Source organism: Phyllobacterium sp. K27 (assembly GCF_054796155.1).
In genome coordinates, this window is sequence record NZ_CM139240.1 from 1,143,059 (window position 1) to 1,167,448 (window position 24,390).

Annotated in this window: 32 protein-coding genes; 25 read left to right on the top strand and 7 right to left on the bottom strand. The window is 61.5% G+C overall.

What is annotated here, in order from left to right:
* Positions 1-278: 278 nt before the first annotated feature.
* From ACYJL1_RS05710 to ACYJL1_RS05720, 3 genes are all read left to right on the top strand, one after another.
* On the top strand, positions 279-1,211 hold the full coding sequence (locus ACYJL1_RS05710; RefSeq protein WP_460897435.1) for a DUF2493 domain-containing protein: 933 nt from the start codon (positions 279-281) through the stop codon (positions 1,209-1,211).
* A 41-nt stretch (positions 1,212-1,252) separates the two neighbouring features.
* Positions 1,253-1,669 carry a hypothetical protein gene (locus tag ACYJL1_RS05715; protein WP_460897436.1) on the top strand — a complete coding sequence of 139 codons (417 nt, stop codon included), beginning with the start codon at positions 1,253-1,255 and terminating at the stop codon, positions 1,667-1,669.
* Positions 1,670-1,858: 189 nt separating this feature from the next.
* Entirely contained in the window at positions 1,859-2,203 is a 345-nt protein-coding gene (locus ACYJL1_RS05720) for a hypothetical protein (protein ID WP_460897437.1), read from the top strand.
* A 94-nt stretch (positions 2,204-2,297) separates the two neighbouring features.
* Here ACYJL1_RS05720 and ACYJL1_RS05725 read toward each other — a convergent pair whose 3' ends face one another.
* Entirely contained in the window at positions 2,298-3,533 is a 1,236-nt protein-coding gene (locus ACYJL1_RS05725) for an MFS transporter (protein ID WP_460897438.1), read from the bottom strand.
* 72 nt (positions 3,534-3,605) lie between these two features.
* Here ACYJL1_RS05725 and ACYJL1_RS05730 point away from each other — a divergent pair, with 72 nt between their 5' ends.
* Entirely contained in the window at positions 3,606-4,046 is a 441-nt protein-coding gene (locus tag ACYJL1_RS05730; RefSeq protein ID WP_460897439.1) for a helix-turn-helix domain-containing protein, read from the top strand.
* A 221-nt stretch (positions 4,047-4,267) separates the two neighbouring features.
* Here the strand turns inward: ACYJL1_RS05730 and ACYJL1_RS05735 are convergent, their stop codons facing one another.
* Positions 4,268-4,561, bottom strand: a complete 294-nt coding sequence (locus ACYJL1_RS05735; RefSeq protein ID WP_460897440.1) for a hypothetical protein — start codon at positions 4,559-4,561, stop codon at positions 4,268-4,270.
* Positions 4,562-4,709: 148 nt separating this feature from the next.
* Between ACYJL1_RS05735 and ACYJL1_RS05740 the strand changes: the two genes are divergently transcribed.
* A complete protein-coding gene (locus ACYJL1_RS05740; protein ID WP_265615150.1) occupies positions 4,710-5,114 on the top strand; it encodes a single-stranded DNA-binding protein in 405 nt (134 codons plus the stop codon).
* Positions 5,115-5,179: 65 nt separating this feature from the next.
* Here ACYJL1_RS05740 and ACYJL1_RS05745 read toward each other — a convergent pair whose 3' ends face one another.
* Positions 5,180-5,458 (bottom strand): HU family DNA-binding protein, encoded by a 279-nt coding sequence (locus ACYJL1_RS05745; RefSeq protein ID WP_460897441.1) that lies wholly within the window; start codon positions 5,456-5,458, stop codon positions 5,180-5,182.
* 464 nt (positions 5,459-5,922) lie between these two features.
* On the opposite strand from ACYJL1_RS05745, the gene ACYJL1_RS05750 reads away from it, so the two are divergent.
* On the top strand, positions 5,923-6,105 hold the full coding sequence (locus ACYJL1_RS05750; protein WP_460897442.1) for a hypothetical protein: 183 nt from the start codon (positions 5,923-5,925) through the stop codon (positions 6,103-6,105).
* A 43-nt stretch (positions 6,106-6,148) separates the two neighbouring features.
* Here the strand turns inward: ACYJL1_RS05750 and ACYJL1_RS05755 are convergent, their stop codons facing one another.
* A complete protein-coding gene (locus ACYJL1_RS05755) occupies positions 6,149-6,385 on the bottom strand; it encodes a helix-turn-helix domain-containing protein (protein WP_460897443.1) in 237 nt (78 codons plus the stop codon).
* Positions 6,386-6,731: 346 nt separating this feature from the next.
* Here ACYJL1_RS05755 and ACYJL1_RS05760 point away from each other — a divergent pair, with 346 nt between their 5' ends.
* The 3 genes from ACYJL1_RS05760 to ACYJL1_RS05770 all read left to right on the top strand — a co-directional run bounded on the left by ACYJL1_RS05760 (position 6,732) and on the right by ACYJL1_RS05770 (position 7,916).
* On the top strand, positions 6,732-6,995 hold the full coding sequence (locus ACYJL1_RS05760) for a DNA -binding domain-containing protein (protein WP_460897444.1): 264 nt from the start codon (positions 6,732-6,734) through the stop codon (positions 6,993-6,995).
* A gap of 128 nt (positions 6,996-7,123) precedes the next feature.
* Complete coding sequence (locus tag ACYJL1_RS05765) at positions 7,124-7,447, top strand: transcriptional regulator domain-containing protein (protein ID WP_460897445.1); 324 nt, start codon at positions 7,124-7,126, stop codon at positions 7,445-7,447.
* Positions 7,368-7,916, top strand: a complete 549-nt coding sequence (locus tag ACYJL1_RS05770; protein WP_460897446.1) for a DUF2285 domain-containing protein — start codon at positions 7,368-7,370, stop codon at positions 7,914-7,916. The genes ACYJL1_RS05765 and ACYJL1_RS05770 overlap by 80 nt, the downstream gene beginning before the upstream one ends.
* A gap of 37 nt (positions 7,917-7,953) precedes the next feature.
* Here ACYJL1_RS05770 and ACYJL1_RS05775 read toward each other — a convergent pair whose 3' ends face one another.
* Positions 7,954-8,556, bottom strand: coding sequence for a TonB-dependent siderophore receptor (locus ACYJL1_RS05775; protein ID WP_460897945.1), 603 nt, complete (start codon positions 8,554-8,556; stop codon positions 7,954-7,956).
* Positions 8,490-9,011, bottom strand: coding sequence for a hypothetical protein (locus tag ACYJL1_RS05780; RefSeq protein WP_460897447.1), 522 nt, complete (start codon positions 9,009-9,011; stop codon positions 8,490-8,492). The genes ACYJL1_RS05775 and ACYJL1_RS05780 overlap by 67 nt, the downstream gene beginning before the upstream one ends.
* Before the next feature lie 316 nt (positions 9,012-9,327).
* On the opposite strand from ACYJL1_RS05780, the gene ACYJL1_RS05785 reads away from it, so the two are divergent.
* The 16 genes from ACYJL1_RS05785 (at position 9,328) to ACYJL1_RS05860 (ending at position 21,770) form a co-directional block, all read left to right on the top strand.
* Complete coding sequence (locus tag ACYJL1_RS05785; RefSeq protein WP_460897448.1) at positions 9,328-9,600, top strand: helix-turn-helix transcriptional regulator; 273 nt, start codon at positions 9,328-9,330, stop codon at positions 9,598-9,600.
* Positions 9,601-9,620: 20 nt separating this feature from the next.
* A complete protein-coding gene (locus tag ACYJL1_RS05790) occupies positions 9,621-10,475 on the top strand; it encodes a replication initiator protein A (protein WP_460897449.1) in 855 nt (284 codons plus the stop codon).
* Between the two features lie 331 nt (positions 10,476-10,806).
* Positions 10,807-11,298: a DUF2840 domain-containing protein gene (locus tag ACYJL1_RS05795; protein ID WP_460897450.1), complete on the top strand. Its 492-nt coding sequence runs from the start codon at positions 10,807-10,809 to the stop codon at positions 11,296-11,298.
* Complete coding sequence (locus ACYJL1_RS05800) at positions 11,295-11,855, top strand: S26 family signal peptidase (protein WP_460897451.1); 561 nt, start codon at positions 11,295-11,297, stop codon at positions 11,853-11,855. Before ACYJL1_RS05795 ends, ACYJL1_RS05800 begins: the two co-directional genes overlap by 4 nt.
* A 35-nt stretch (positions 11,856-11,890) precedes the next feature.
* Positions 11,891-12,217, top strand: a complete 327-nt coding sequence (locus ACYJL1_RS05805; protein WP_460897452.1) for a DUF736 domain-containing protein — start codon at positions 11,891-11,893, stop codon at positions 12,215-12,217.
* A gap of 48 nt (positions 12,218-12,265) precedes the next feature.
* The gene (locus ACYJL1_RS05810; RefSeq protein WP_460897453.1) at positions 12,266-12,454 is read left to right on the top strand and encodes a hypothetical protein; all 189 of its coding nucleotides are present in this window, start codon (positions 12,266-12,268) and stop codon (positions 12,452-12,454) included.
* Positions 12,454-13,248 carry a lytic transglycosylase domain-containing protein gene (locus tag ACYJL1_RS05815; RefSeq protein ID WP_460897454.1) on the top strand — a complete coding sequence of 265 codons (795 nt, stop codon included), beginning with the start codon at positions 12,454-12,456 and terminating at the stop codon, positions 13,246-13,248. The genes ACYJL1_RS05810 and ACYJL1_RS05815 overlap by 1 nt, the downstream gene beginning before the upstream one ends.
* The gene (locus tag ACYJL1_RS05820) at positions 13,245-13,493 is read left to right on the top strand and encodes a hypothetical protein (RefSeq protein WP_460897455.1); all 249 of its coding nucleotides are present in this window, start codon (positions 13,245-13,247) and stop codon (positions 13,491-13,493) included. Before ACYJL1_RS05815 ends, ACYJL1_RS05820 begins: the two co-directional genes overlap by 4 nt.
* Positions 13,490-15,232: a relaxase/mobilization nuclease domain-containing protein gene (locus ACYJL1_RS05825; protein ID WP_460897456.1), complete on the top strand. Its 1,743-nt coding sequence runs from the start codon at positions 13,490-13,492 to the stop codon at positions 15,230-15,232. The genes ACYJL1_RS05820 and ACYJL1_RS05825 overlap by 4 nt, the downstream gene beginning before the upstream one ends.
* Positions 15,233-15,348: 116 nt before the next feature.
* On the top strand, positions 15,349-15,630 hold the full coding sequence (locus ACYJL1_RS05830; protein ID WP_460897457.1) for a hypothetical protein: 282 nt from the start codon (positions 15,349-15,351) through the stop codon (positions 15,628-15,630).
* 186 nt (positions 15,631-15,816) lie between these two features.
* The gene (locus ACYJL1_RS05835; protein WP_460897946.1) at positions 15,817-17,853 is read left to right on the top strand and encodes a conjugal transfer protein TraG; all 2,037 of its coding nucleotides are present in this window, start codon (positions 15,817-15,819) and stop codon (positions 17,851-17,853) included.
* Positions 17,854-17,856: 3 nt separating this feature from the next.
* Entirely contained in the window at positions 17,857-18,318 is a 462-nt protein-coding gene (locus ACYJL1_RS05840) for a CopG family transcriptional regulator (protein WP_460897458.1), read from the top strand.
* A 244-nt stretch (positions 18,319-18,562) separates the two neighbouring features.
* Positions 18,563-19,909 carry a nucleotide disphospho-sugar-binding domain-containing protein gene (locus tag ACYJL1_RS05845; protein WP_460897459.1) on the top strand — a complete coding sequence of 449 codons (1,347 nt, stop codon included), beginning with the start codon at positions 18,563-18,565 and terminating at the stop codon, positions 19,907-19,909.
* A gap of 50 nt (positions 19,910-19,959) precedes the next feature.
* Positions 19,960-20,604, top strand: a complete 645-nt coding sequence (locus ACYJL1_RS05850; RefSeq protein WP_460897460.1) for a nitroreductase family protein — start codon at positions 19,960-19,962, stop codon at positions 20,602-20,604.
* Positions 20,605-20,879: 275 nt separating this feature from the next.
* Positions 20,880-21,431 carry a sigma-70 family RNA polymerase sigma factor gene (locus tag ACYJL1_RS05855; protein ID WP_460897461.1) on the top strand — a complete coding sequence of 184 codons (552 nt, stop codon included), beginning with the start codon at positions 20,880-20,882 and terminating at the stop codon, positions 21,429-21,431.
* A 96-nt stretch (positions 21,432-21,527) separates the two neighbouring features.
* A complete protein-coding gene (locus tag ACYJL1_RS05860) occupies positions 21,528-21,770 on the top strand; it encodes a hypothetical protein (protein WP_460897462.1) in 243 nt (80 codons plus the stop codon).
* A gap of 225 nt (positions 21,771-21,995) precedes the next feature.
* On the opposite strand, the gene ACYJL1_RS05865 is transcribed toward ACYJL1_RS05860, so the two are convergent.
* Positions 21,996-24,350, bottom strand: coding sequence for an acylase (locus tag ACYJL1_RS05865; RefSeq protein ID WP_460897463.1), 2,355 nt, complete (start codon positions 24,348-24,350; stop codon positions 21,996-21,998).
* Positions 24,351-24,390 lie beyond the last annotated feature (40 nt).

A 24,390-nucleotide genomic window follows, 5' to 3' on the forward strand; every position in this document is an offset into this window, starting at 1 on the left:
CAGTTCGTTTCGGCGTGGCTCCGGCAATCGTCGCAGAGACCACGACCCGGCCTTCTTCAGAGGGCGATCGAGCCCACAAACGGCCCGGAAAGGCAATGGCCGCGCCCTGGCCATTTTCCGCCGGCGGCGCGTGCCCCGCCTTTGCAGCGCGAAGCAAAATAGCCGTGCCCGGCCATCAAGGCCCTCGCGAGCGAGGGTGCCAGTCCGGCCCGCCCGTGGGCTTTCGGCGCCATGAAGGCCGCGGCGGTCGCGGTCAGACGACGAAGGAGACCACACAAATGAGAAACGAACACGAGGACGGTTTCGAGCCCGACCACGCCTTATCCCCGACCGATCACCTCATCACCGAACTCCAGCTCTATGGCTGGCGTCCCTTCCAGGACGAGCCCGATCCGAGGCCGCTGCCCGAAGGCGGTCATGTCGCCGGAGCTGTCGCCGACATTTTCGACGCCCTCATCGCCACCCTCGGTGACACCCGGCTCGAACCCGACCTCGAAGAGTTGCTCTGGGGAGCCGTCAACCTCTTCCACCGCGCCGTCAGCCGGATCGAGCGCGAGCTCGACGACAACGAGCAGGCGCAACGTCGCCTCCAGCGCGAACAGGACGGCACCGAGGTCAAGAGCGTCGAACTGGAGCGCCTCACGGCGGAAGGCCAGACCCTCATCGAGCGGCGCGACGCCTTCGAACTGATGCGCGACCAGGCGGCCGAGCACTTCGAACGCCACACCGGCACACCCTGGCGGCCACGCTCCGGCTCGATGGTCAATCATCGCCACCTGACCTCGGCGATGATCGACAGCCGAGATTTCCTCGCCGCGAAGCGCCGGACCGAGGCCGAGGTGATGCTGCCCGCCGGTCCCAAGGTCGCCTTCACCGGCGGTCTCGACTTCGACGACCACCGCCTGGTCTGGGCGAGGCTCGATCAGGTCCGCGCCAGGCATCCCGACATGGTGCTGCTGCACGGCGGCTCGCCCAAGGGCGCCGAGCTGATCGCCGCCAAATGGGCCGATAGCCGCAAGGTGGCGCACATCGCCTTCAAGCCCGACTGGGACAAGCATGGCCGCGCCGCCCCCTTCAAGCGCAACGACGCGATGCTGGAGACCCTGCCGGTCGGCGTCCTCGTTTTCCCCGGAACCGGCATCCAGGAAAACCTCACCGACAAGGCGAAGAAGCTCGGCATCCCGGTCATGAAGTTCAACGGCAGCGCGTGAGCGCTGCCTTCTCCCTCCATCTTCCTACAGGAGCCTCGGTTATGACGCTTATCTTTCTCGCCATCTCGTTCACGATCATGCTCGCGCTCATCGCCTTTCGCTTCGCGATGTGCGCACTCCCATGCATGGTCGCGCTGGCGGCGTTCCGCTACGTCCATACCATGGACGCCAGCTTCATGATGTCCGGTATCGCCGCGCTCGGCGCGGCCTTCCTGACCGTCACGCTCGTCGTCGCCTTGCTCGCGATGACGGCAAACTCCGCCCTGCGCATCGTCATCCTCGGGATATTCGCCGCGCCCGCCGCCGTTGCGGGCTACGCCCTGATCTACGGCGTAGCGCACAATGCCGTCGACTCCGTGATCGCGCTTCGGCTCCTCTGCGGGACCAGTGGCCTCATCGTCGGCATTGCAGCGATGACGAACATCAGCGCCTTCAGCGCCGCCCTTCTGTCTCGCTGATCTGCCCTTGTGCGGACGCTCCCGATCGAACGCCGCCGGTCTGGACAAGCTACAAGATCAAGCCCTGCGGAGTTACTTGGCTGACTTCGTTTTGCGCCTTCCAAACATCGTTCTGACAACGTTAGGATCAGCACAGGGATTCTATGCTGAATCTGACACCCGAGGCAGCCGTTGCAGGAGACACAGACCATGAGAACGCATTACAGCAATACAAATCACTCCACACTGTTTGTTCAAGCGATCATGGATTATCCTCGCGATGGCGAGACTTCCTCCGATCGTCTCCGCCAGATCGGCCTGCTGGACATTGTTTCCAGGCTGCAGGAAGATGGGAAGCCGGTCACGCTTCAGGTTCTGCGCGATTACTTGGGTGATTCGACTGTGCCTATCTCCGACACGATCGCCTCGCTTGTTGATCGAGGACTGATCGTTGAACAAGCCGCCATGGATGGGGAGGCAAGCCCGGCAATCGTCATAGCTGGAGCGATGCAGGCCGCGATGGACGGACCTGTTTCCGCCACGACCATCCAGTAGGCACCACACCTGTCATAACTACTTGTAGCAGCAAGCAGGCGCATCCTCCCACTCTCGGACAGGTCTTGATGAGGTCGGCGGCGCACAGTAGCGATCATGGTGTGCCGTTTGACCGCCGGAGAGCAATCCAGATTGCCGCGAGCATCATCCCGCCGGCTAGAATGAACACCAGCCGCATTCCGCTGGTGATGGCCGCGGGCAATGCTTGCTCGACGTCGCTTGTCCCGACACCAAGCGCGAAGATGCCACCCATGACGGACGCGCCCAGGATGAGGCCGATGTTTCGCGACAGGTTGAGCAGCCCCGAGACCAAGCCGCGCCGGTCCTTGGGAACGTCCGCCATAACGGCGGTGTTGTTGCCGGCCTGAAAGAGCTGATAGCCCGGCGTCAGAACCGTGATGGCCAAGACATATCCCACCGTACCAAACAATGCCGGCAGGAATGACAGAAGGAACGCTCCGACAGCGAGCATGATCAGCCCGACCGTAAGGACGCGCCGTGCGCCCCATGTGTCGACGGCATGTCCGGACGGAACGCCGCTGAATATAGAGATCAAAGGCCCGATCGACATGACAATTCCGACCCGCATCTCCGTCAGGCCCAGACCGAAGCCAAGATAGAACGGGCCGACCACAAGCGTGGTCATCATGACGGCGGCGACGAGAATGTTCACAGAAAGATTGGGCAGCAGTCCCGTTATCCGCTTCCGAACTGCGCGAGGTCCGGCCGATTGCTGCATCGTCGAACCCACGTCGGGCGGCAGCGAACTCAAGGCGAGGATCAGGGCAAGCAGCGCGATCGGAACCTGCACATGGAAGATACCCGGCCAGCCGGTCGCTGACAGCAGAACGCCGCCGAGCGAAGGACCGAGAGCCGTTCCGAGCGCCGACACCGTGCCCAGCAGGCCCATCGCCCGCCCCATGCGCTCTTCGCTCGCGGTTTCGCGCGCCAGCGCAATGGTCAATGTCATCAGGAAGGCGGCGCCAATGCCCTGAAGCGCTCTCGTCCCGACCAAAAGCCAAAGGCTCGATGCAAGGCCGCAGAGCAGCGAAGTTATGCAGAACAGAACGAGGCCCGCAATGTGCATGCGCCTCAGCCCGTACCTGTCGCCAAGCCGCCCGACGAAGACGACCGAAACCGTCATGGCCGCGAGATAGGCGATGACCACCCATTGGACATGGTGGAATGGTGCGGAAAACGCCTCCGCCAGCGTCGGCAGCGCAATATTGCCGATGCTGGTGCCGAGAGACGCCAACAGCATCGAGAGCGCCAGGGTCGCCATGACACGGCGATCTGTTCCCTTCAGTGCGGTCGATCCTGTTTGCTCCATACCTCTGTTCCTCTCTTGCCGAAAACGCTGTGAGCAGGCAGGCTACGAATTCAAGTCGACTTGAGGTCAAGCATGAAATTTCTCGACATAGGCGAAGTATCGGCAAGGACCGGCGTACGTCCCTCCGCGCTACGCTATTACGAGGAGGTCGGGTTGATTTCCTCAGTCTCCCGCAACGGGCTGCGCCGCCAGTTTCCGCCCGAAGTGCTCCTGCAGCTCAAGCTGATCGCGATGGGCAAAACGGCTGGCTTCTCGCTCGAAGAGATTTCCGGAATGTTCGGCAGGAACGGCACACCGGAGCTGCCGCGGGCGGTGTTGCACGCGAAAGCTGACGAACTGGACAGGCAGATTCGCGAGCTCACTGCCTTGCGCGACACCTTGCGCCATGTTGCGCATTGCCGTGCGCCTCCTCACATGGAATGCCCGACCTTCAGACGCCTCGTGGACGTTGCCGGACGACGGGCCGGCGCGCGTGCCAAGAAACGTGGACCGAAAAGGAACGATCGATCATAAGCACCTGCTGTGCCCGAAATGCCCACCGCACATCCGCCACCGAGTCTTCGATCCGCGCAGCTCATTTCAGAGGTATGGTCGGATCGTCGCAAGACCCTTGCGCTCCCGTCTCCTCCCCACTGAAGATGAGTTCATCGCCGCCGCCGATCTTGGTTGAGTAGAGCTTCGATATCGTCGGATATGCTCCACCCAGCAGCGTCCAGCCGCGCTAGCCAGCACCTTCATTCTTCCCGCATGCAGAACCGCGCATTGAGCCCTTGAATTCCAGTGGGCGTCTTGAGTCCTGACCTGTCATCGGTGGCCTTCGCTGTCCCGAACCATTCGCCGATAACAGAAGATCGGGCGACCTGGCGCGTCAGCGAGCGGATCGCATTGAACGGTGGGATTTCGGCGCCATGCCCGATGTTGCCGGCAAGGACGATGGGGCTGCTCTGGTCTCCGAGGAGCTTCGCCGCAGGACAAATCCCTCCGACTGACTGATCCCCTAATCCCGAGCGGCTGCCGGCAGCAACCACCAAGATTCCGGCCGTGTTGTCGCTGAAGCGACTGCCCGCCCCACACCGGAACTTGGCGGCGAGCCTTCGGTTGCAACCGGCCTCCGGCGGGCTTGGCCGGGTCTCGTCGGAGGGATGGTCCCTCGGACAGAAGCAACGGAGACCTCAAATGCAGAACATCGTCATTCTCGCCGGCAACATCGGCCAGGACCCCGAAACCGTCACTACCTCCAGCGAAACCCGCATCACCCGCTTCACGCTGGCCACCTCGCGCCCCCGCTACGCCGAAGGCAAGGTCCTTCGGGACAAGGACGGCTACCGGGTGCAGGATACCGAATGGCACCGCATCACCTGCTTCAACGGCCTCGGCAAGACGGTCCAGCAGTATTGCGAAAAGGGAATGAAGGTGCTGGTGCGAGGCCGCATCCACTACACGAAGTGGACCGATCGCGAAGGCGTCGAGCGCTACTCGACGGAGATCATCGCCGAGACGGTGGACTTCCTCAGCAAGGCGAAGGAGGCCGACAGCCAGGGTGGCAACCAGCGCGACTACGATGACGAGATACCGTTTTGAGCGGTTCGAATTGAAGCCCGGCGGCGCAAGCCGCCGGGCTCTTTTCATGCTCGCGGCGCAATGGCTCAGCCGTTCAGGGCATCCTTGACCGCCTTGGCCGGCGCGAAGGTCAGCTTCTTTGAAGCGGCGATCTTGATCGTCGCTCCAGTCGAGGGATTGCGACCCTCGCGTTCCGGCGTTTCCTTCAGCTTGAACTTGCCGAAGGAGGGGATACTCGTTTCGGCGCCACTGACCGCCGCATCGGTGATTAGCCTGAAGACGCTGTCGACTATAGTTTTGGCTTGTGCCTTGGGGATCCCCTGGTCGCCCGCGATCTTGTCGGCGATCTCGTTTGCTGTCGTCATTGAGCAATCCTCTCCTTGTCTGGTTGTTCTTTCTTTCCGTTTGACAGCGAAACGGCGGAAATTGGTAGCCCTGAAAACGCCTTGACCACGCACATCGCCCGATTTTTTGTGCTTACGAGGCGATAGACCATCAATGGGGGCATCTGTCGCAGCAGTCCGGAGCATCCCACAGAATACCCCGTTGAGCGCGGAAGCCGCCGATCAAGACCATCCCGGTTGCAGCCCAGGGCGTTCCGGCAACGCATCCAGGGCATGTCCGGCTCAGGTTTGTCGGAAGCACACCCGCTCTTTGAGGCTGACCTTGGTTTCAATCACGGCCTTCCACGGTCAACCCTGAAGGGTCGGTCTATGCAAAGCATGCCGCCGCTGAGGACGAGCCTCAGCGGTGACCGCGGCCGTGGCCGAAACACATCGGCGCCTGTCGAGCGGGAAGTCCTCCCGCCTCAAGAACAGGAGCCGAAACGATGTCCTTCCCAGATGCGCAAGCCTTCGCCCTCAGCCTCGCCGCCACCCTGATGGTCTCGATCGTCATCTTCCGCGCCGGCGACGGCTCCCACTCGGTGGTCCCTGCGCCGGAATTCGACGGCGACGACGACGAGATCGTCGCGGAGCTTGATCCCTTCGACGTCATTGCCTTCGCCCGATAAGGGCGAAGGCAGCAGGCCGGCCATGTCCGGCGCTGCGCCCGCATCATCCCTTCCGCTTGTCGCCGGCCGGCGCCGGCCGCTTCAACATCTCCGACGCTTCCACGCCAAGCACCTTCGCGATCCTGTCGACCACATCGATGCCGGCCGCATAGACGCTGCGCTCCAGCGCGCTCACATAGGTGCGGTCGATGTCCGCACGATGGGCGAGTTCCTCCTGCGATAGCCCTTGAGCCAGCCGCAACCTCTTCAGATTCGACGCAAAAACTTCCCGTATGTCCATGCAAGTGAGTGCACGGCCTTGTAGAGTATTTTACCACGGAGTATTCTCTACAGGATGAGCAGGAAGTAGCTGTGCAAACAAATCATCATCTTCATTTCGCCGCATCTCAATCCGCGAACCGGCGCGTCAAAAGCGTACTGGTTCGATTTTCCACAAGACATCGACCTCCACGACGGCCGCAGCAACGCATGATCGACATAAAAGCCTGCGAATATAGAATCACTCGTGCCGTTTTGGGCATGATGACATTCCTCGAATGTCACATGCCACCTGCGACCAAAGTATTGCACCCCGGTCGTGTTCGGTGTTGTTGCACTGCGAAGATGAAGACTTTGAGGACCTGTTGATGACCGACACAGTATTCGAGGACAGCCCGCCGCTGACCGACCGTGTCAACGCTTATGACGAGGCCCATTTCGCGACCTATCTGAGGCTGCTCGACGCGGCCGAGGAAGGCGCCGACTGGCGCGAAGTAGTGCGCATCGTGTTCGGCCTCGATCCCGACGCCGATCTGGAGCGCGCCAGGCGCATTCACGACACTCACCTGGCTCGCGCCCGATGGATGACCGAGACTGGATACCGCCATCTCCTCGACACGCGAATGCAATAGCTAAGCGCAACTTCCGATTAGTGCGTTGCCGGCTTCCCCGCATTCCAATTATCTGGCTTGGCAGTGTGCCACTCCGCCAATACTCGAATCATCCCGAAGGCAACAACCGGGTTGGGGAGGATTTCGAGATGGAGCCCTTGCAGGATTGGCAGTCGCCGCACTTCGAACACCAATTGAGCAGCCTCGATCGCGGCGGCGTCTCCTTCGAGTTCCTGCGCCGTAACCGCGAATACCGCACGGACTACAAGACGACCCTTGAAGAGATCATTTCCGGCAAGGCGAGGAAGGACGAGGCGATCGCCCGTCTGTCCCGCCGCTGGGGGTTGGAGTTTCCCTGCCGATCCCACTGCCTCCGCCCTCGCAGTCGCTCCCTTGTGGCGCCCGCAGCTCTTTCCTGCCATCGTGATTGTCAGGGAAGCCCCGAACGGCTTTGCTGCCTCCTCGCTTTCTGACCCGCTCGCACGGCCCTCCATCGAGGAACTGACCGCCGACGGGCTGCACGCTGTGGCCGCGGATGACGCTGGCGATCATCGCATCTGGTTTCCGGAAGGAGACCGGCCTGTGAATGAAGCGTTCGTCATTCCGCGCGACGAGCATTTTTTCTGGCGCATCCGCAATGTGATCCGCCTCCACCGCCACCTCGACGGCAAGCCGTCCGGCCGGTGGCCCCGCGATCAACGTCTCTCCCGGTTCCAGCTACATCGCGCAACCCTCATGCTGCGCGCCTGGGATGGTGTGGAATCGGGAGCATCGCGGCGACACGTCGCTAGCATCCTGCTCAATCCGGATGTCACCTCGATGCGCGCGCTCGACTGGAAGAATGCACCGGAACGCCGTCGCCTTGCCCGCATCCTGAAAGTCGCCCGCGAGACCATCGAGGGCGGCTATTTGCGCTGGCTATCCCCTCGCAGGCCCATGTAGGATTCTTGACGCTTTATATTCGCGTCCCGGCATACCTCTAAAATGTCGCTTTCGCCTGCACCAGCACGTTTCTTGGCTCCCCGTAGTAGTTGTCCTGAGAGGTCGTGCCGACGCTGCTATAATATTTTTCGTCGAAGAGGTTGTTGACCTTCACCGACACGCCGAAATTGTCATTCACCTTGTAGCTCGCCCCGAGATCGACCGTGACGAAGGACGGAGCCTCGATCACATTGGCGTTGTCGTAGAACTTGCTCGAGACCGTCACGCCGCCTCCGATTTCCAATCCTTCGAGCATGCCACCCCGAAAGGCGTAACTGGTCCATAGATTGAACTTGTGTCGGGGCGTGTTAGCGATGACGTTGCCTTCGTTGATGCTTGCCTTGAGGATGCGCGCGTCGGTAAAGGCATAGCCGGCATAGAGCTTCCACGAGTCCGTGATCTTGCCGACCGCTTCGAGCTCGAAACCACGCGAGCGTGTCTCGCCGGCTGCGATGGAATAGCGACGACCGTCTTCGGTTCGCTGTGAAATCGCCACGTTCTCACGCAGGATGTGGAACGCGGCGGCTGAAACCATCAGCCGTCCATCGAACAGCTCCTGCCGGATGCCGGCCTCATATTGTGTTCCCGTGATCGGTGGCAGGACGTTACCGGCAGGATTTGCAGGGTCTGTGCCGGCAACTTCGGAAGGTCACCATGAAGGTGCGTGACGGAGACGCCGTATTTGAGAAACCGCTGCGTGACCTTCGAGCCGGCGACATTGGCCTTTGCGCCTTTGCGCCAGTAGCCTTCGGCATCCTGACTGAAGATCCCCATGTCGCCGTGGACGAGGAAGATGGCCGCGTCACTTCCCGCATCGACCGTGACGCGCTTCTCATGCGGCTCGATCGTCGTCGACACGGTCTCGCCATCGGCATCGAGAGCGACCACGGAGCGGATGACAGACGGATCATAGGATCTGTCCGCAGGCCCCTTGCCATAGACGATAACGGTCTCGCCGGCCCGCCGTGCGGTCCACAGACCATAGGCCGACGCCATTGAGGGCGTGAAAGCAAGAAGGGCGATCATCGCCCCGGCGGAAAATCGCATATGCATCATTGGGATATCTCCGATCCCTTACCCAAATACCGGAATGCGCCAGAAATGCAATATTATAACATTACATAACGAATAAGAGGGCGAAATGGTGGTTCGGCCGGCGGTCGCTGTTCTGCCTTGGCCGGCTGGTTCTGTCTAAGGCTAGCCCCTTCGAAATCGCCCCGTCTCCAGCGTGTGCGAGCCGATCCACCTCCCATCGCGAGGGGAGACACTTTCCTTAGAGGGCTCGATTTTTGTCACTCCGCCGGGCCGCGGATTTTCCGCCATCGTCGCAATCGACACGCCGCTTTGCCGGCTCATGCGACGGAGCTCGATCATGGATAACAAAACCGACAGCAACTGGCCGCGCTTCGTACGCACGCCCGAGGCCGCGCGCCTTCTCGATCTTTCTCCGCGCACTCTCGAGAAGCATCGCTGCGACGGCACCGGGCCGATCTTCCACAAGCTCGGCGGCCGCGTCGTCTATGCCGTCGCCGACCTGCATGCCTGGGTCGACGCCTGCGCCCGCCAGTCCACCTCGCAAGCCGCCCCTGGTAACCGCACGCCTGAAGCCCCGACGACACCTCATGTCGCCGCTGCGGCACGCTGATCGTCGTGGTGTCCGTCTCCATGTCCGCGCGCCGCCCACATCAAAGCCAGCAACTGGAGCTGTTCTACGCCCGCTCCGGCGACATTGCGGCGCGCGACACGCAGGACCTGATGTCCTGGCCGTTCTTTTCGCTCGCCAAGGCCCGTCGGATCAAGCCGATCGATTTCCGGATGGGGCAGACAGCGATCCGCGTCGAGGCGACCGCCGAGCACGGCATGGCGACCATCTGGGACGCCGACATCCTGATCTGGGCCGCCAGCCAGATCGTCGATGCGCGCGATCACGGCCTGCTCACCTCACGCCATATGATCGCGACCCCGCACGAGATCCTGGCCTTCATCGGTCGCGGAACATCGGCGCGCGAATATCACCTCCTCAAATCCGCTTTCGATCGCCTCCAGTCGACGACGGTTGCAACCACCATCCGCCAGACCAATGAGCGGCGCATGCACCGCTTCTCCTGGATCAACGAGTGGAAGGAACGCGCCGACGCGAAAGGCCGTCCGCTCGGTATCGAGATGGTGCTGCCGGATTGGTTCTACGCAGGCGTCATGACCGACGCCTTCGTGCTGACGATCGACCGGTCTTATTTCGACCTGATGGGTGGCATCGAGCGCTGGCTCTATCGGCTGGTGCGAAAGCATGGCGGGCAGCAGGCGCATGGCTGGTCGTTCCACCTGCGCCACCTCTACCTGAAGTCCGGCTGCCTCTCGCCCTACAAGCGTTTCGCCTTCGACATCCGCGACATCGTGCGCCGCCAGCCCTTGCCCGGCTATCGGCTTTCGCTCGGGCAGGATCGTAACGGCGAGCCATTGCTTTCCTTCAAGGCGAACGTCCCACGGACGCGACGCACAAACGCGGGGGAAAACCTGTGAATCATGTCGTCATTTCGGTAACCCGCGGAGACGTCATTCCGGTAACCCGCCGCACGTCATTCCGGGAACCCAAACAGGGTATAGCCTATTGGCGCAGAAGAGAAATTCGCGCTGCTAACTTATCTAACATAGAATCCTTCGGATTCTTGCTAACGCAAACGCATGATTGCGCGTCCTGTGGATTGTTTGTTTGCGCGTCTGCCGTCGAGCAATCGAACAGATTGCAAGGACCACAGTTACACTACGATTTCCTACGCCATTCAACGACACGCTTCGCCACCGCCGCTTTGCCAGGCAGGACCACGCCACCCTTTCCGGAAGGGGCGCGGCCATGACGGCGCACATGCAATCGGATCATAATTCCGATCTCACGTCGGTCGAACTGACATGGCGTGAGAAGCGGATCGAACATTGGATTCGCTTCGGTCGGATAGCTGAAGAGCAGCGCCTCGATCGTCATCGACGCATCGTCAGCTTGCAGCCGGGGAGCATCTTCGCCTTCGTGCGGTGGGCCGGAAACGAATACGGAACGATCATCTCGCGCATCGATATCGTGCGCGCCGTTGTCTCCGGCGTGCCGTTCCAGACGCTGCCTTTCGTGAGACCTGGCGGCGAGATCCTGCTTAGGCTCACCGGCTGGCCGAAGGTCGAGATGGTGCTGCAGGCGATCGATGCGATCGAAGCGCTCGGCATCGATCCCGCGGACGTCGCGCCGGACCATTGGCGACACATCGCCAATCGCATCGCCGTCCATGAACCGTTCCGGACCTACACGCTCACACAGCACCGCGCATGGCTGCGCCGCCGCGAGGTGCTGTCATGACCCCGCGCCGCCTGACGCTTCTCACCATGCTCACCGGCGCGGCGCTGATCACAGCGCCCGTCTGGAGCCGGCCCGATATCCGCTTCATCTGGAATGCTTCGGCCAGCGTTCCCATTGGTCTCTACCGCATCGTCCCGGTAACGCGCATCGAGGTCACCGATCTCGCCGTCGTCATGCCGCCCGGCAAGCTCGCGGCCTTCCTCGGCGCGCGTGGCTACCTGCCGCGCGGCTTGCCGCTCATCAAGCGCGTGCTGGCGCTCTCCGGCACCACCGTCTGCCGATCGGGCGCGGAGATCCTCGCCTACGGCACGACCTATGGCGAGGCCCATGATCGCGACACGCGTGGCCGCCCGCTGCCCGCCTGGCAAGGCTGCCGGACGCTGCGGAACGGCGAAGCCTTCTTCATGAACTGGGACAGTCCCGACAGCTTCGACAGCCGCTATTTCGGGCCACTTCCTCTCTCAACCGTCGTCGGCCGCGCCATCCCCGTCTGGACGACCGACGATCCCGATCCGGCCGCGGAGAGCTTCCGCGAGCCGGTCTCCGACGAGCCGTGACGGCTCGCTTCTCCAACCGCAAAAGGAAAAACATCGTGGCCCAGATTGGTACATTCACCCGCAACGACGACGGCTTCTTCGGCCGCGTCCGCACGCTCACTCTTGATGTCGAAATGACCGTTCTTCCTACCGAAGGATCGGACGCGGAAAATGCCCCCGAGCATCGTGTCTTCATGGACGGGATGGAGGTTGGCGCAGCCTGGAATCGCACCGGCGACAAGGCCGGCGCCTATCTATCGGTGACGATCGACGATCCATCCTTCGTCGAGCCGATCCGCGCTCGCTTGTTCGAGTCTGACACCAAAAAGAATACGTGGCACCTGCACTGGACGCGCAGGAAGAAGAACGACGGCGAGGCATGACAAGTCATGCGCGGCCATCGTTCTCGCCAATCTTCAGGCTCAATCCCCTTGATCGATCGAGTGCCGGTCAATCCCCTCGACCCGATCGCCATCGGGCGGCCATCGCGCGCAGCGAAGGTCAAGGGCGGCGGTCTGTTTTCCGGCTTTCGGACACATCTTCCCACGATGCCCGTCCGGAAAATGTGGGCCGCCAGCGCAGCCTTGCCCTTGGCCGCAGCGAGTACGATGGCAGGCTGATGGCGGTTCGGGACGGCGGTGCCAGTGCTGCCGTCCCGTCGATCATGACGATGCTGATCGCATGTGCGATGATCACCGTGATGGCGGCTCCCGCGTCGGCCGAACAATCTCCCGGCGACCCGGCAACGGCCACCGCATCGACGCGAGGCAGCCCGCCTGACCGCGCATCATCGTCCGATACATGGGCTGCGCATATCGCGGAAGCCGCGAAGCGCTTCGCCATTCCCGAGCGCTGGATACGCTCGGTCATGGCCGTTGAAAGCGTCAACGATCCGGCCGCGCTCTCGCCCAAGGGCGCGATCGGCCTGATGCAGGTAATGCCTGCGACATGGGCCGAACTGCGAGCCAGGCATGGTCTCGGAAACGACCCGTGGCAGCCGCGCGACAACATCCTCGCGGGCGCGGCCTATCTGCGCGAGATGCACGACCGCTACGGCTCGGTTGCCGCGATGCTGGCCGCCTACAATGCCGGCCCGGCGCGCTTCGATACGCATCTCGCGTCCGGCCGCGCGCTGCCGGCCGAGACGATCGATTACATCGCCAAGATTACGCCGATGATCGACGGAACGGTCGCCATCGCGCCTTCCGTCGGCAGTTCATCACGACGGGCATGGTCCCGTGCGCCGCTCTTCGTTGCGCGTTCGACAGTCCGCACCGGAGACGATCCGGCGGCCACCGATCTTCCTTCCGGTCGCCCTCCAAACGGTCAAGCGATCATCGATCTCTCAGCACTAGTGCCATCCTCGAATGATCTGTTCGTGCTCCGGCCGGAAGCGGAAGGAGACCAGCATTGAATATCGAGCTTTTTCGCATAGTTGGGTGTGCAATCGCAGGCATTGCGGGACGCTGCGGGGTAGCCGGAACCGACCGTAAAGTAAGGCAAGATAAAAAACCGCACATCGCGGCTCGGACGGTCGGTTGGTTTGATTCGCCTTTTTTGAATTTTCCGCACATCGCGGATCATGAGCGCGAGGTGCGCTCCATTTATTTGTTCAGCGATTTCAGAGCAGATCGCACATCGCCGTTTTTTGCGCCATGAGCCACGACGACGATTTCCGCGTCCGGCCAGGCCGCATCCGCACCTCGAAGGCGCAGCGGGCAAAGCCCTTCGTCGCCCAGGCGCTCGCCGCCGCGCAGAAAGCCGGCGGGCGCGTCTCGCGATCCGGAAAGATCGCCTCCGGCCGTGGTCGGGGGTCGAGTTTCGCGCGCGGCCGGGTGGCTTGCATACGCGCCAATCGTCTCATCACCAGCCGCACGCGCTTCTGCACCGTCAAGGCGCTCGTCGTCCGCAACAGGGGCGAACGCGGCCCGCTTACCCGGCATCTCAATTACCTCCGCCGCGATGGCGTCACCCGTGATGGCGAACGCGCGAGGATGTTCGGTCCGGACACCGACGACGCCGACGCGAAGGATTTTACCGAGCGCTGCAAGGACGACCGCCACCACTTCCGCTTCATCGTCTCGCCCGAAGACGCCACCGACCTGGAGGACCTGAAGCGCTTCGCCCGCGAGTTGATGGCGCAGGCAGAGAAGGATCTGGGCACGAAACTCGACTGGGTCGCCGTCGATCACTGGAACACCGACAATCCGCATGTCCATGTCATCCTGCGTGGCCGCACCGACGACGGCCAGGACCTCGTTATCGACCGCGACTACATCAAGAGCGGTATGCGCGACCGGGCGCAGGATCTGGTCACGCAGGAACTGGGACAACGGACCGATCTCGACATCAGCCGCTCGCTGGATCGGCAGATCGAGGCCGAGCGCTGGACGCAGCTCGACCGCCAACTTGTCCGTGACAGGAACGAGCATGGTGTCATCGATGTTGCGCCATCTCCTGATCGCCAGCCCGACGACTACCTGACGCAGAAGGTCAGTCGACTCCGGCACCTCGAACGCCTCGGCCTGGCCGAGACCATCGGCCCCGGCCAATGGATCATCGCCGACGAGGCTGAGGCGACCCTGCGCGAGCTCGGCCAACGCGGGGACATCATCAAGCGCATGCACCGCGCTTTGTCGGAACAGGGTATTGACCGCGGCCCGGCCGACTATGTCCTGTCGGGAGAGACACATGGTCAGCCGGTCATCGGCCGCCTCGTGGAGCGCGGCCTCGACGACGAACTGCGCGGCACCGCCTGGGCGGTGGTCGACGGCATCGACGGCCGCATGCATCACATCCATTTGCCGAATATCGAGGCGGCAGGAGATTCTGCGCCCGGCTCCATCGTTGAACTGCGTAGCTTTGACGATGCGAAGGGCGAGCGACGTGTCGCGCTCGCCGTCCGCTCGGACCTCTCGATCGAGACACAGGCCACGGCGGAAGGCGCCACCTGGCTCGACCGTCAGCTCATCGTCCGAGATCCGGTCGATCTTGGCGGTGGCTTCGGCCTGGAGGTGAAGCAGGCGATGGAGGCCCGCACCGAGCACCTGATCGAGGAAGGGCTGGCGCGGCGCGAGGGTCAGCGCGTCGTCTTCGCCCGTAACCTGCTCGCCACGCTTCGGCAGCGGGAGCTGGATGCGCTCGGCCAAAAACTCGCCAGCGAGACGAACATGCCGTTCCAGCAATCCGCCGCCGGCGAGTATGTCGCCGGCACCTACCGCCAGCGCTTCGCGCTCTCCTCAGGCCGCTTCGCCATGATCGATGACGGGCTCGGCTTCAAGCTCGTGCCCTGGACGCCGTCGATCGACAAGCACATCGGCCAGCACATCTCCGGCGTCGCTCGCGGCGATGGCGGCGTGGACTGGTCCTTCGGACGAAAGCGCGGGTTGGGGCTGTGACCGCCCCATTCCCCTGGTTTTCGCCACCACCCACGCCCCGCCAACTGTAGAATTCTACAGGTGCGCGGCAGAGCATTGGCCATCATTCTCCGCGTAGTGACACAAAAGGAGCTGAGATGGCCGAGACGTTCCCAACAAGCTACTACGCCGTGGAGTTCGGAATTGAGGGACCGGAGCTCTTCACCACACAGGAGGCCGCGCGCGAGGCTGTACACGAGCTGAGGCGCGACCTGTTGAAGACCTGGGACGAGTGCGAGAGCGTTCCTGCGCCCTGGTCGATCGAGAAGATCGAAATCGCTCCGCTCACCGCCGAACGGCTGCTCGCACTGCTCAACAAAGGGCCGTCGAGCATCGCCGCCTCGCGCGAGGTCGTCGAGATCGTCCCATTCCTGCCGTAGCTCAGGTTGCCGACGATTCGGATCGGAGTGCGGGCAGGCGCCGCCTGAGGTCAGGCCGCCGCGACGGGCAAGTATTTTCCGCGACGCCTTCGCTGCACTGCGATCGGCCGCCAAATTGGGTTGAATCCTGCGGATTCCTGGCCCTTCTTCGACATTTTCAGTCGTCGCAGCGAGGTCAGCGCAGCCGTGTCCGCCACCCGCGTCCTCTGGGGCCAGATCATCGTCGTGTTCACGATCGTGCTCGTCGCGGTCTGGGGCGCGACGCAGTGGACGGCCTGGCGGCTCGGCTTCCAGACGCAGCTCGGCTCCCCCTGGTTCGAGGTCGCCGGGTTGCCGGTCTACTATCCGCCGGCGTTTTTCTGGTGGTGGTACTTCTTCGACGCCTATGCGCCGCATGTCTTCATGGAGGGCGGCGCGATCGCGGCTTCCGGCGGCCTGATTGCCATTGCGGTCGCCATAATGATGTCGATCTACCGGGCGCGCGAGGCCAAGGACGTGCGCACCTTCGGCTCCGCCCGCTGGGCCGAGCGCAACGAGATCGAGACAGGACATCTGCTCGGTGACGACGGCGTGGTTCTCGGCCGTTACGAGGATGACTACCTCCGCCATGACGGCGCCGAGCATGTGCTGTGCTTTGCGCCGACACGTTCCGGCAAGGGCGTCGGTCTTGTTGTGCCGACCCTGCTCACCTGGCCAAGCTCGGCCATCGTCCACGACATCAAGGGCGAGAACTGGGAACTGACTGCCGGCCTGCGCTCCCGCTTCGGCCGGGTGCTGCTGTTCGACCCGACCAACACGAAGTCGGCCGCCTACAATCCGCTGCTCGAAGTGCGGCGCGGCGAATGGGAGGTACGCGACGTCCAGAATGTCGCCGACGTGCTGGTCGATCCCGAGGGCTCGCTGGAAAAGCGGAACCACTGGGAGAAGACATCCCATTCGTTGCTGGTTGGCGCTATCCTCCATGTCCTCTACGCCGAAAAGGACAAGACGCTCGCCGGCGTCGCCGCCTTCCTCTCCGATCCGCGAAGGCCGATCGAGTCGACGCTGTCCGCCATGATGACCACGCCGCATCTCGGTGAGAAGGGACCGCATCCCGTCATTGCCAGCGCGGCCCGCGAGCTGCTCAACAAATCCGACAACGAAAGGTCGGGCGTGCTCTCCACGGCGATGAGCTTCCTCGGCCTCTATCGTGATCCGGTGGTCGCCGCCGTCACCAGCCGCTGCGATTGGCGCATCGCGGACATCGTCGCCGAGCAGAAGCCGACCACGCTGTACCTGGTCGTGCCGCCCTCCGACATCTCCCGCACCAAGCCTCTCGTGCGCCTGGTGCTCAACCAGATCGGCCGCCGGCTGACAGAGGATCTGCACGCCAAGGATCGCAACCACCGAGTCCTGATGATGCTCGACGAGTTCCCGGCGCTCGGCCGGCTCGACTTCTTCGAGTCGGCGCTCGCCTTCATGGCCGGCTACGGCATCAAGGCATTCCTGATCGCGCAGTCGCTCAACCAGATCGAGAAGGCCTACGGCGCCAACAACAGCGTCCTTGACAATTGCCATGTCCGCGTCAGTTTCGCGACCAATGACGAACGCACGGCCAAGCGTGTTTCGGATTCGCTTGGCACCGCGACGGAAATGCGCGCCATGCAGAACTATGCCGGCCACCGGCTGGCGCCATGGCTCTCCCATCTCATGGTCTCTCGCTCGGAGACGGCGCGGCCGCTGCTCACCCCCGGCGAAGTCATGCAGCTCCCACCCGACGACGAGATCGTCATGGTCGCCGGCATCCCGCCGGTCCGGGCGAAGAAGGCGCGCTACTACGAAGACGCACGCTTCAAAGAACGTCTGCTGCCGGTGCCGGACAATCCGAATGCCGGCTTCCCGCCCAAGCCCGACGACTGGTCGCCGCTGAAGCCGATCGCAGCGGCCGCCGCGGCAACTAATGCATCCGCCGGTTCCCCGGTCGCGCCGACGGCCACCGGCTCTGCAAAGGCAGCTGCCGCGAAGCAGGACGATGATCCGGCCAATGCCGGGCTGCGCCGTGAGCCCGGCCTCGAGGAGCACAAGGACATCGCACCGGAGCCGAGCAAACAGCCAGCCAACGAGTTCGATCCCGATCAGGACCAACCGCAGGACGATGCCGCGACCAATCGCGATCTCGCCCGCAACATGCGCCAGATGGCGCGGCGGATCGCGATGGACCCCGGCGACGGCATGGAGATTTGAGCAATGCCGCACCGCCACGACCTGCGCCCTGACAAGAAGAAGCGGCTGTCCGTCTATCTCGATCCGGAACTCATGCGCCTGCTCGCTGACTTCGCAGACCGGCGCGAGCAGTCGCGCTCACTGATTGCCGAGGCGGCCATCGCCTCCTTCCTCTCGCCAGATGCCGACGAGCGGCAGGAAGCAGCCATCGCCAAGCGCCTTGACCGCATCGATCGCAACGTCCAGCGCCTCGAACGCGACATCGGCATCGCCAACGAAGCCTTCGCCATCTTCATGCGCTCCTGGCTCACCTCGACCGCATCGCTTCCCGAAACCGCCCAGGCCGCCGCAACCCGCGCCAAGGGCAGCGAGCGCTACGACAAGTTCCTCGAAGTGCTCGGCCGGCGTCTCGCCAAGGGGCCGCGGCTCAGGCAGGAAATGCCGGAAGAGATGCGTTTGGACGTTTCTGACCCAGGTCCGGCATAGGAAAATACGATCCGGCTATAAGGCCGACATGTTACACAACCAAGACGCTATTTACTCGGATGCGTATGCCGAACGGTCTCGAAGCCCGCTGTTACAGAACGCCCGTAGCAGTGGATGAGCACCGTATGATCCGGCACGGTCAAAGTTCTTGCCACCCCCTTGAAAATTCCGAGCCTGGTTCGTCTTCAGATTGCGACTTGAGGCTAGACAGAGCGGCAGCACCGGGCTGTTGAAGGCAGTGAGAATGGAACTGGATAAAGGGACGGTCTTGTTTGTGCTGCTGCCCGAACGTGGTGCGTTCAACGCCAGCTTTGTTCTGGCGAAGGAGTTGCGGGCGAGAGGATATCGGGTCGCTTATCTGGGACCGAAGGACCATTCTGAGCATGTCATCGCCCAAGGCCTCGAATATCTGATCGTAAGTCCCCCCGAGTCACCGAAGGAGGTCTTGCGATTCCGGTTGTTTCGAAAGTGGCGCGAAAAGCGCTCGCGATTTAAGGCAGGCTACCGAGCGTTCCGCGATATTCTCTCCTCTGCCGACGAACAGATCAAGGCCATTGCGCTCCTTGATCCCCTCATGTGGCGGTATGCCGGCCCTCTCTTGGCGAATCGTGTTCCTGTAGTTGGTCTAAACACGACGCTTGCATGGAGGTTCAATCTCGATTTGCCTCCGGTCTTTTCGGATATGTTACCAAATGACGGCTCGCGACTGTTTCAGCGGCTTAGGAACGTGACGGCCTGGATACCAATTCTCCTCAGAGAGTCGTGGTCTCAAATACGTGAGGACGTTAACCGCGTTGCCATCATGGGGCCGCGGCGCGCGTCTCGATATCGAGCAAGGTCGATTGTGGCACAAAATGGCGGTCGCCTCGCCATCGGCGAGTATGGGCCACGGTTGATCGCCCCGGAAGTTGTGCTCGCCCCGGACGAGTTTGATTTCCCCGGCGCGTCACGAACGAACGGGCGCATTTACGCGGGCAGTTGCGTGGATCTGGATCGGCAGGACATTGAGTTCGACTGGTCGCAGATCAACGATGACAAACCTCTGCTGTATTGCTCGCTGGGGACCTATAGTAAAGCCTATCCGAATGCCAAAAGACTTTTCGGCGCTGTGGTCGAGGCATTCAAAGATCGGACAGATTGGCAGCTCGTCGTGCAAATCGGAGATGCAGTGACGGAAGACGAGCTCGGGCCTGTACCTGGCCACATCGTGCTTGCGAAGGCCACGCCTCAGATTGCTCTCTTGCGCCGTGCAGCTTTATTCATCACGCATGGCGGCTTCAGCTCGGTGAGGGAGGCTACGATTCTGGGGGTGCCGATGGTCATCTTCCCCTGCTGGCTCGATCAGCCGGGGACTGCCGCCCGAGTTGTTTTTCACCGGCTTGGTCTGCGTGGTGATATTTCGACGGTCACGAGTGATGACATTGCCGAGCTGGTTCAAGCCGCCCAAGGCGACACTATCCGACAGAATATGGCTGCCATGTCGGAGCGGTTTCTCAGTCAGACCGGGTGCGAGCACGTCGTCGATTGGCTTGAGGCGCATACGCTGCCCGGCGCCGGACGGCCCAAGGATGCTATGCAAGCGGCACAATAGCATCCAACCCGCAACAGTACCCAAAAGACGAGTGGTGAGGATTAGATCAAATGAGTGCAACCGATAATGGAGCGACCAAGGAAGCTGTCCCACTCGACTGCATGCTCTCAGCTTTGGAAGAGCGACGCTCAGTGCCCTTACCCTGGCTGACCCAGCCTGCTCCGACGCGGGCGGAGGTCGAGAGAATCCTGAGTATTGCGGCACGAGTGCCGGATCACGGAGCTTTGGAACCTTGGCGTTTCATTGTTGTCGAAGACCGGGCCAAGTCTGATCTCGCCAGACGCCTGTCCAAGAGCTACGCCGCAGAAAATGCATCCGGTGACTCTGCGCAAATTGAAAAGGCTTGCAGTTCAATCAGTGAGACGCTGGAGAAGTCGCCCCTTATCGTTGTTGTAGTCAGTCGCCCGGACCCAGCTTCAAGGATACCGGAATGGGAGCAAGTGCTGTCCGCCGGAGCGGTCTGTATGAACCTGCTTCTTGCCGCGCGCGCGAGCGGATTCGGCGCAATCTGGCTGACGGGTTGGGCTGCCTATAGTCCCGCCGCATCGCATGTGCTGGGCGCTCAGGTGGGAGAGAAGATTGCCGGAATTCTCCATATAGGGACGCCGACAACGACACCATCGGATCGACGCCGTCCCGACATGGAGCGGATTGTCACTTACTGGGCTCCTGGCCCCAACACCGCATCTTCCTGATCGAAGCTTAAAATTGAGGGCGTTCGGAAAGACCTCCCAGACGGAACGTCGTCTTGTCTCACCGTGACAGGGGCTATTGTATAACGCTCAACAGCCGATGAAAGAGCAATGCACGGTCTCCGTCCATGGGCCGCTTTATTTCTATTCTAAATAGTACCCGTCAAGATAGTATTTACTGAAGTTGTCACTTCCACTCATGTTTTGTACCCTCCGACCGCCACCGTACTCTTTCGGGCAGGGTGCTCGCAATGCGGCGTTTGTGCGGGATGGGATAGATGGATCAGGATCGCAGAGCTATAGGTACCTTCCTGAGCCGCCGCGCCGATCTCCTCGACTATGCCGCGAGCCGCGTGGGCTCGGATCTCGCGGAAGAGGTCGTGCAGGATGCCTTCATCCGCATCTCTACCATCAGGCTGGATGATCCGCGTTGGACGACCGGTCCTCGAGGAGAGATACGTGATCTTCATGCTTATATCTTCGGCGTCGTGCGCAATCTTGCGATCGACCGCATTCGCAGCCGCTCACTTGAGCGTCAGCGCTACGCGCCCGTGGAGCAGCTTGATCTACAGCCAGGCGGCGTTTCGCCAGAGCAAGCCGCGATGGAACGGCAGCAGCTGGATCTCATCGCACAAGCATTGAAAGAACTCCCACCCCGTACCCGGGCAGCATTTACTATGCACAAGGTGCAAGGTCTTCGCCTGAGAGAAATCGCCGATATTTTGGATATTTCAGTCGCACGAGTGGATCAGCTCGTGCGAAACGCTATGCGGCATCTGGCTCAGCAACTTCCTGATCTGACACAATCGAACAATAAGCTTTCCGATTGATTAGTCATATTGCCTTTTCGCCGCCACATCCCTATGGCATAAATGTTGGAAGAAACCAGTCCACCCACCCCTTGTTTAAGACTATGTATGGCAGGAATGACTGACGCCCTTAGGGATCGTGACTGGAACGACGCTTTGACGTGGCTTGACAAGCTGCGCGAACGCCCTGACGATGAAGTGCTGTTGCAGGAATTCGAAGCTTGGCTTGGCGCCGCTCCCGGGCGAGCGGGGATCTGTCGCAAGCTCGGCGACGTTGAGAGGCTCGCTCCCATGTTAGGGGATCTGGTGAATGCCGGTATCGTAGTGGATCGAAAGCCAGGTCGGACGGAGGAAGAGTAGCTGCTGCGCTCTAGCGATCGTGTCTTTGTCGCTGGGCCACGCTGATGCTTAGTTCTGTTTCATTTCCTTGACACACATACGCTCCCCTTCCTCCGTCGGAGACGACAGGATTCTGAGTTGATCGCGGCTAGTGCGGATCGACGAACCTCTCCCTGCGGCTCCCCGCGCCCGCAATATGTTCATCGCTGATTGACTTCCCAGCGCATTGCCGCCGTTTGTGTTCGCCTATTGCTTTAGGTGGAGATAGGCTGCTCGCTCTCGTGCGATTTCGTCAGGGGAGAATGGACGGCGGGGCCACTCCTTGATGAGGAAAAGCAGCGTTTGATCGGCAAAGTGCGGAGAGGCAGGGTCCGACGATTGTCCGTAAGCGAGGAGGGCTTGGACAACGGGACCGTTCTCATCCCAGGTGACGGCTTGCATGTAGCTCGAACCGCCAATGGTGCGATTGGCGTAACCGCCGCGTTGCAATGGGCCAAGGTGCATGAGGTTGAGCACGCCGGCATCACCGAGCCCGCCGTTCAATGGGATAGATCCGACTGTGCTAGGTCGGGTTTGAAGATATCCGAGGCTTGCGTCGAGCTGTATGCCGAGAGCATCGAACTGCTTGCCGGCCTTCGCGATCGCGGCGAGAACGGCGTCTCTCACGGAAGAGCGTTCCACGGCGAGGCCTGTCGGCGTCCGAAGCGGATCAGCTGGGTCGAAAGGGTGCAACCACAGATCAGTCCTGTGGTTCAGCTGCCGCAAAACCTCCCGAAACAGAGCGGCACCGCGGCTTGTCGCATCATCGCGCCGGTCCCAAACCTTGAGCGCCGCGCATGCATCCTGTCCGGTTGACGCTTCCTGCGCATTAGCAGTTTCGCAGATTTCCAGCACGGAATCGAGAATAAGCTCCGCTGCGAAATTTCGATCACTCATGATCATCAGGCGCAGATCGTCGGCCGTGATCTTCCCTTTCTTCTGCTCGATAAGTTCGCGGAGTTGCTTATAACCCATGCGCGTTCGGAAGCCCTGTTCAACTCCGACCTCGCCTACAACTGCCGGATAGCCTGTGAGCGGCTGATCAGGATTGGCGAGCCAAAACGAGTCGTTGCTGTTAAAGACATAGTCCCTCCGCATGACTAGCGGCATGCTTGAGGCTGGCAACACCCCATCTTGGCGCGTTCCCGGTGACATCACCCAGGCGCATTGGCTTCTGGATCCATCTAACACGATTTCACCTGTCTGAGCCGAGCCAGCCTGATCAATTGTCCGCGGTCTGCATCGCTTGAGCATCTCATCCGGAACGTTCGGCACAATTGAGAGGTCGGCATAAAGCGTATTGCCAGCGCGGTCGGCGGCAATTGTGTTGACCCAAGGCGTACCGTGGATGGCGGTCAACGATTGCGCGACAGCTTTGACATCTTTTGCCTGGCTGAGGTCCAGCCACTGGTCCAGCGCTCTTGCGTTGGGAAGCATGGCATCGCGCACGGCGTAAGCATGCGTCTTCGACCAGGCTAGACCGCGCTCCGGATTCATCACAATGGGGCCGAAGCGCGTCATGTAGATCGAGCGATCGAGGCGTCGATGTGAGCCATCGGGAAATCGAGCATCCACCGTGACGCGCCGCTCGACAATCGGCTCCTCCTGTCCGTCATAGACGTAGCGGAGCGGATTTCCCGGGACGAGCTCAAGCTCATAGAGGGTGCTACGCTGCCCCGTAGACACTGTATGTGTCCACGCCACGTCGCGGTTGAATCCGATCACCACCATTGGGAACGGCAAGATCGTGGCGCCCATTACGTCCAGTTTTCCCGGCACCGTAAGGTGCATTTCGTAAAACCGGTTGGATCCTTCCCAAGGAAAATGCGGATTGGCGATGAGTATTCCTGATCGATCATTCGAGAGGTCTTTCCCGATGGCATAGCCGTTGCTGCCAGGAACCTCCTCTTTTTGCCTGTCCATGTGCGGGATCGGTTCCGCACTGTCGGACGGTGGTGATGCGCGTACCACCAACGGAATCATCCCACCTGCGCTCGCCAAGATCATTTTGTCGGCCATCAGGCGATGAATGTCTGCCTCTGATGCGCTTGTGACCCACTCTGAGCCCCTGCATGCAACGGGGAGCGCGGTTGGTGATGTAACCCGGATGTATCGATTATAGCCATCGGCATAGCCGCGAATGAGGTCACGAGCGTCATTCGAGATACCGGCATAAATCGGATTGATCGTCTCGCGGTTCAGGTAGGCTCGGTAGAAGGTGTCGCTGTCGATATTGCTGACACCCGATCCCGCGGATACAGCATCTGGGCCGAAATATTTGGATCGTTCACCCCGCACCGTCAGCAACGTTTCCGCAAGTAGACAGATATTATCCTCTGCGTACGCATACCCGACTCCAAAGCCGAGACTTCGGAAATCATTCGCCTTGATATGCGGGATGTGGAAGCGGGTTCGTGTGATTTCTACGTCTATTGTCCGTGGGAGATCGTCGTACGTGGGCGGCCTCGATATGGATTCGCACAGCGCCGCCGTCGAATACGGGAGGATGGCGGCCACCAGAAGTGAAGACCGAAGCTGCCGAGTGAGTCTTGCGTAAGCCATAGCGGAACCCTTGCTCTCGCTCCGGCTAAATCGTTCGGCA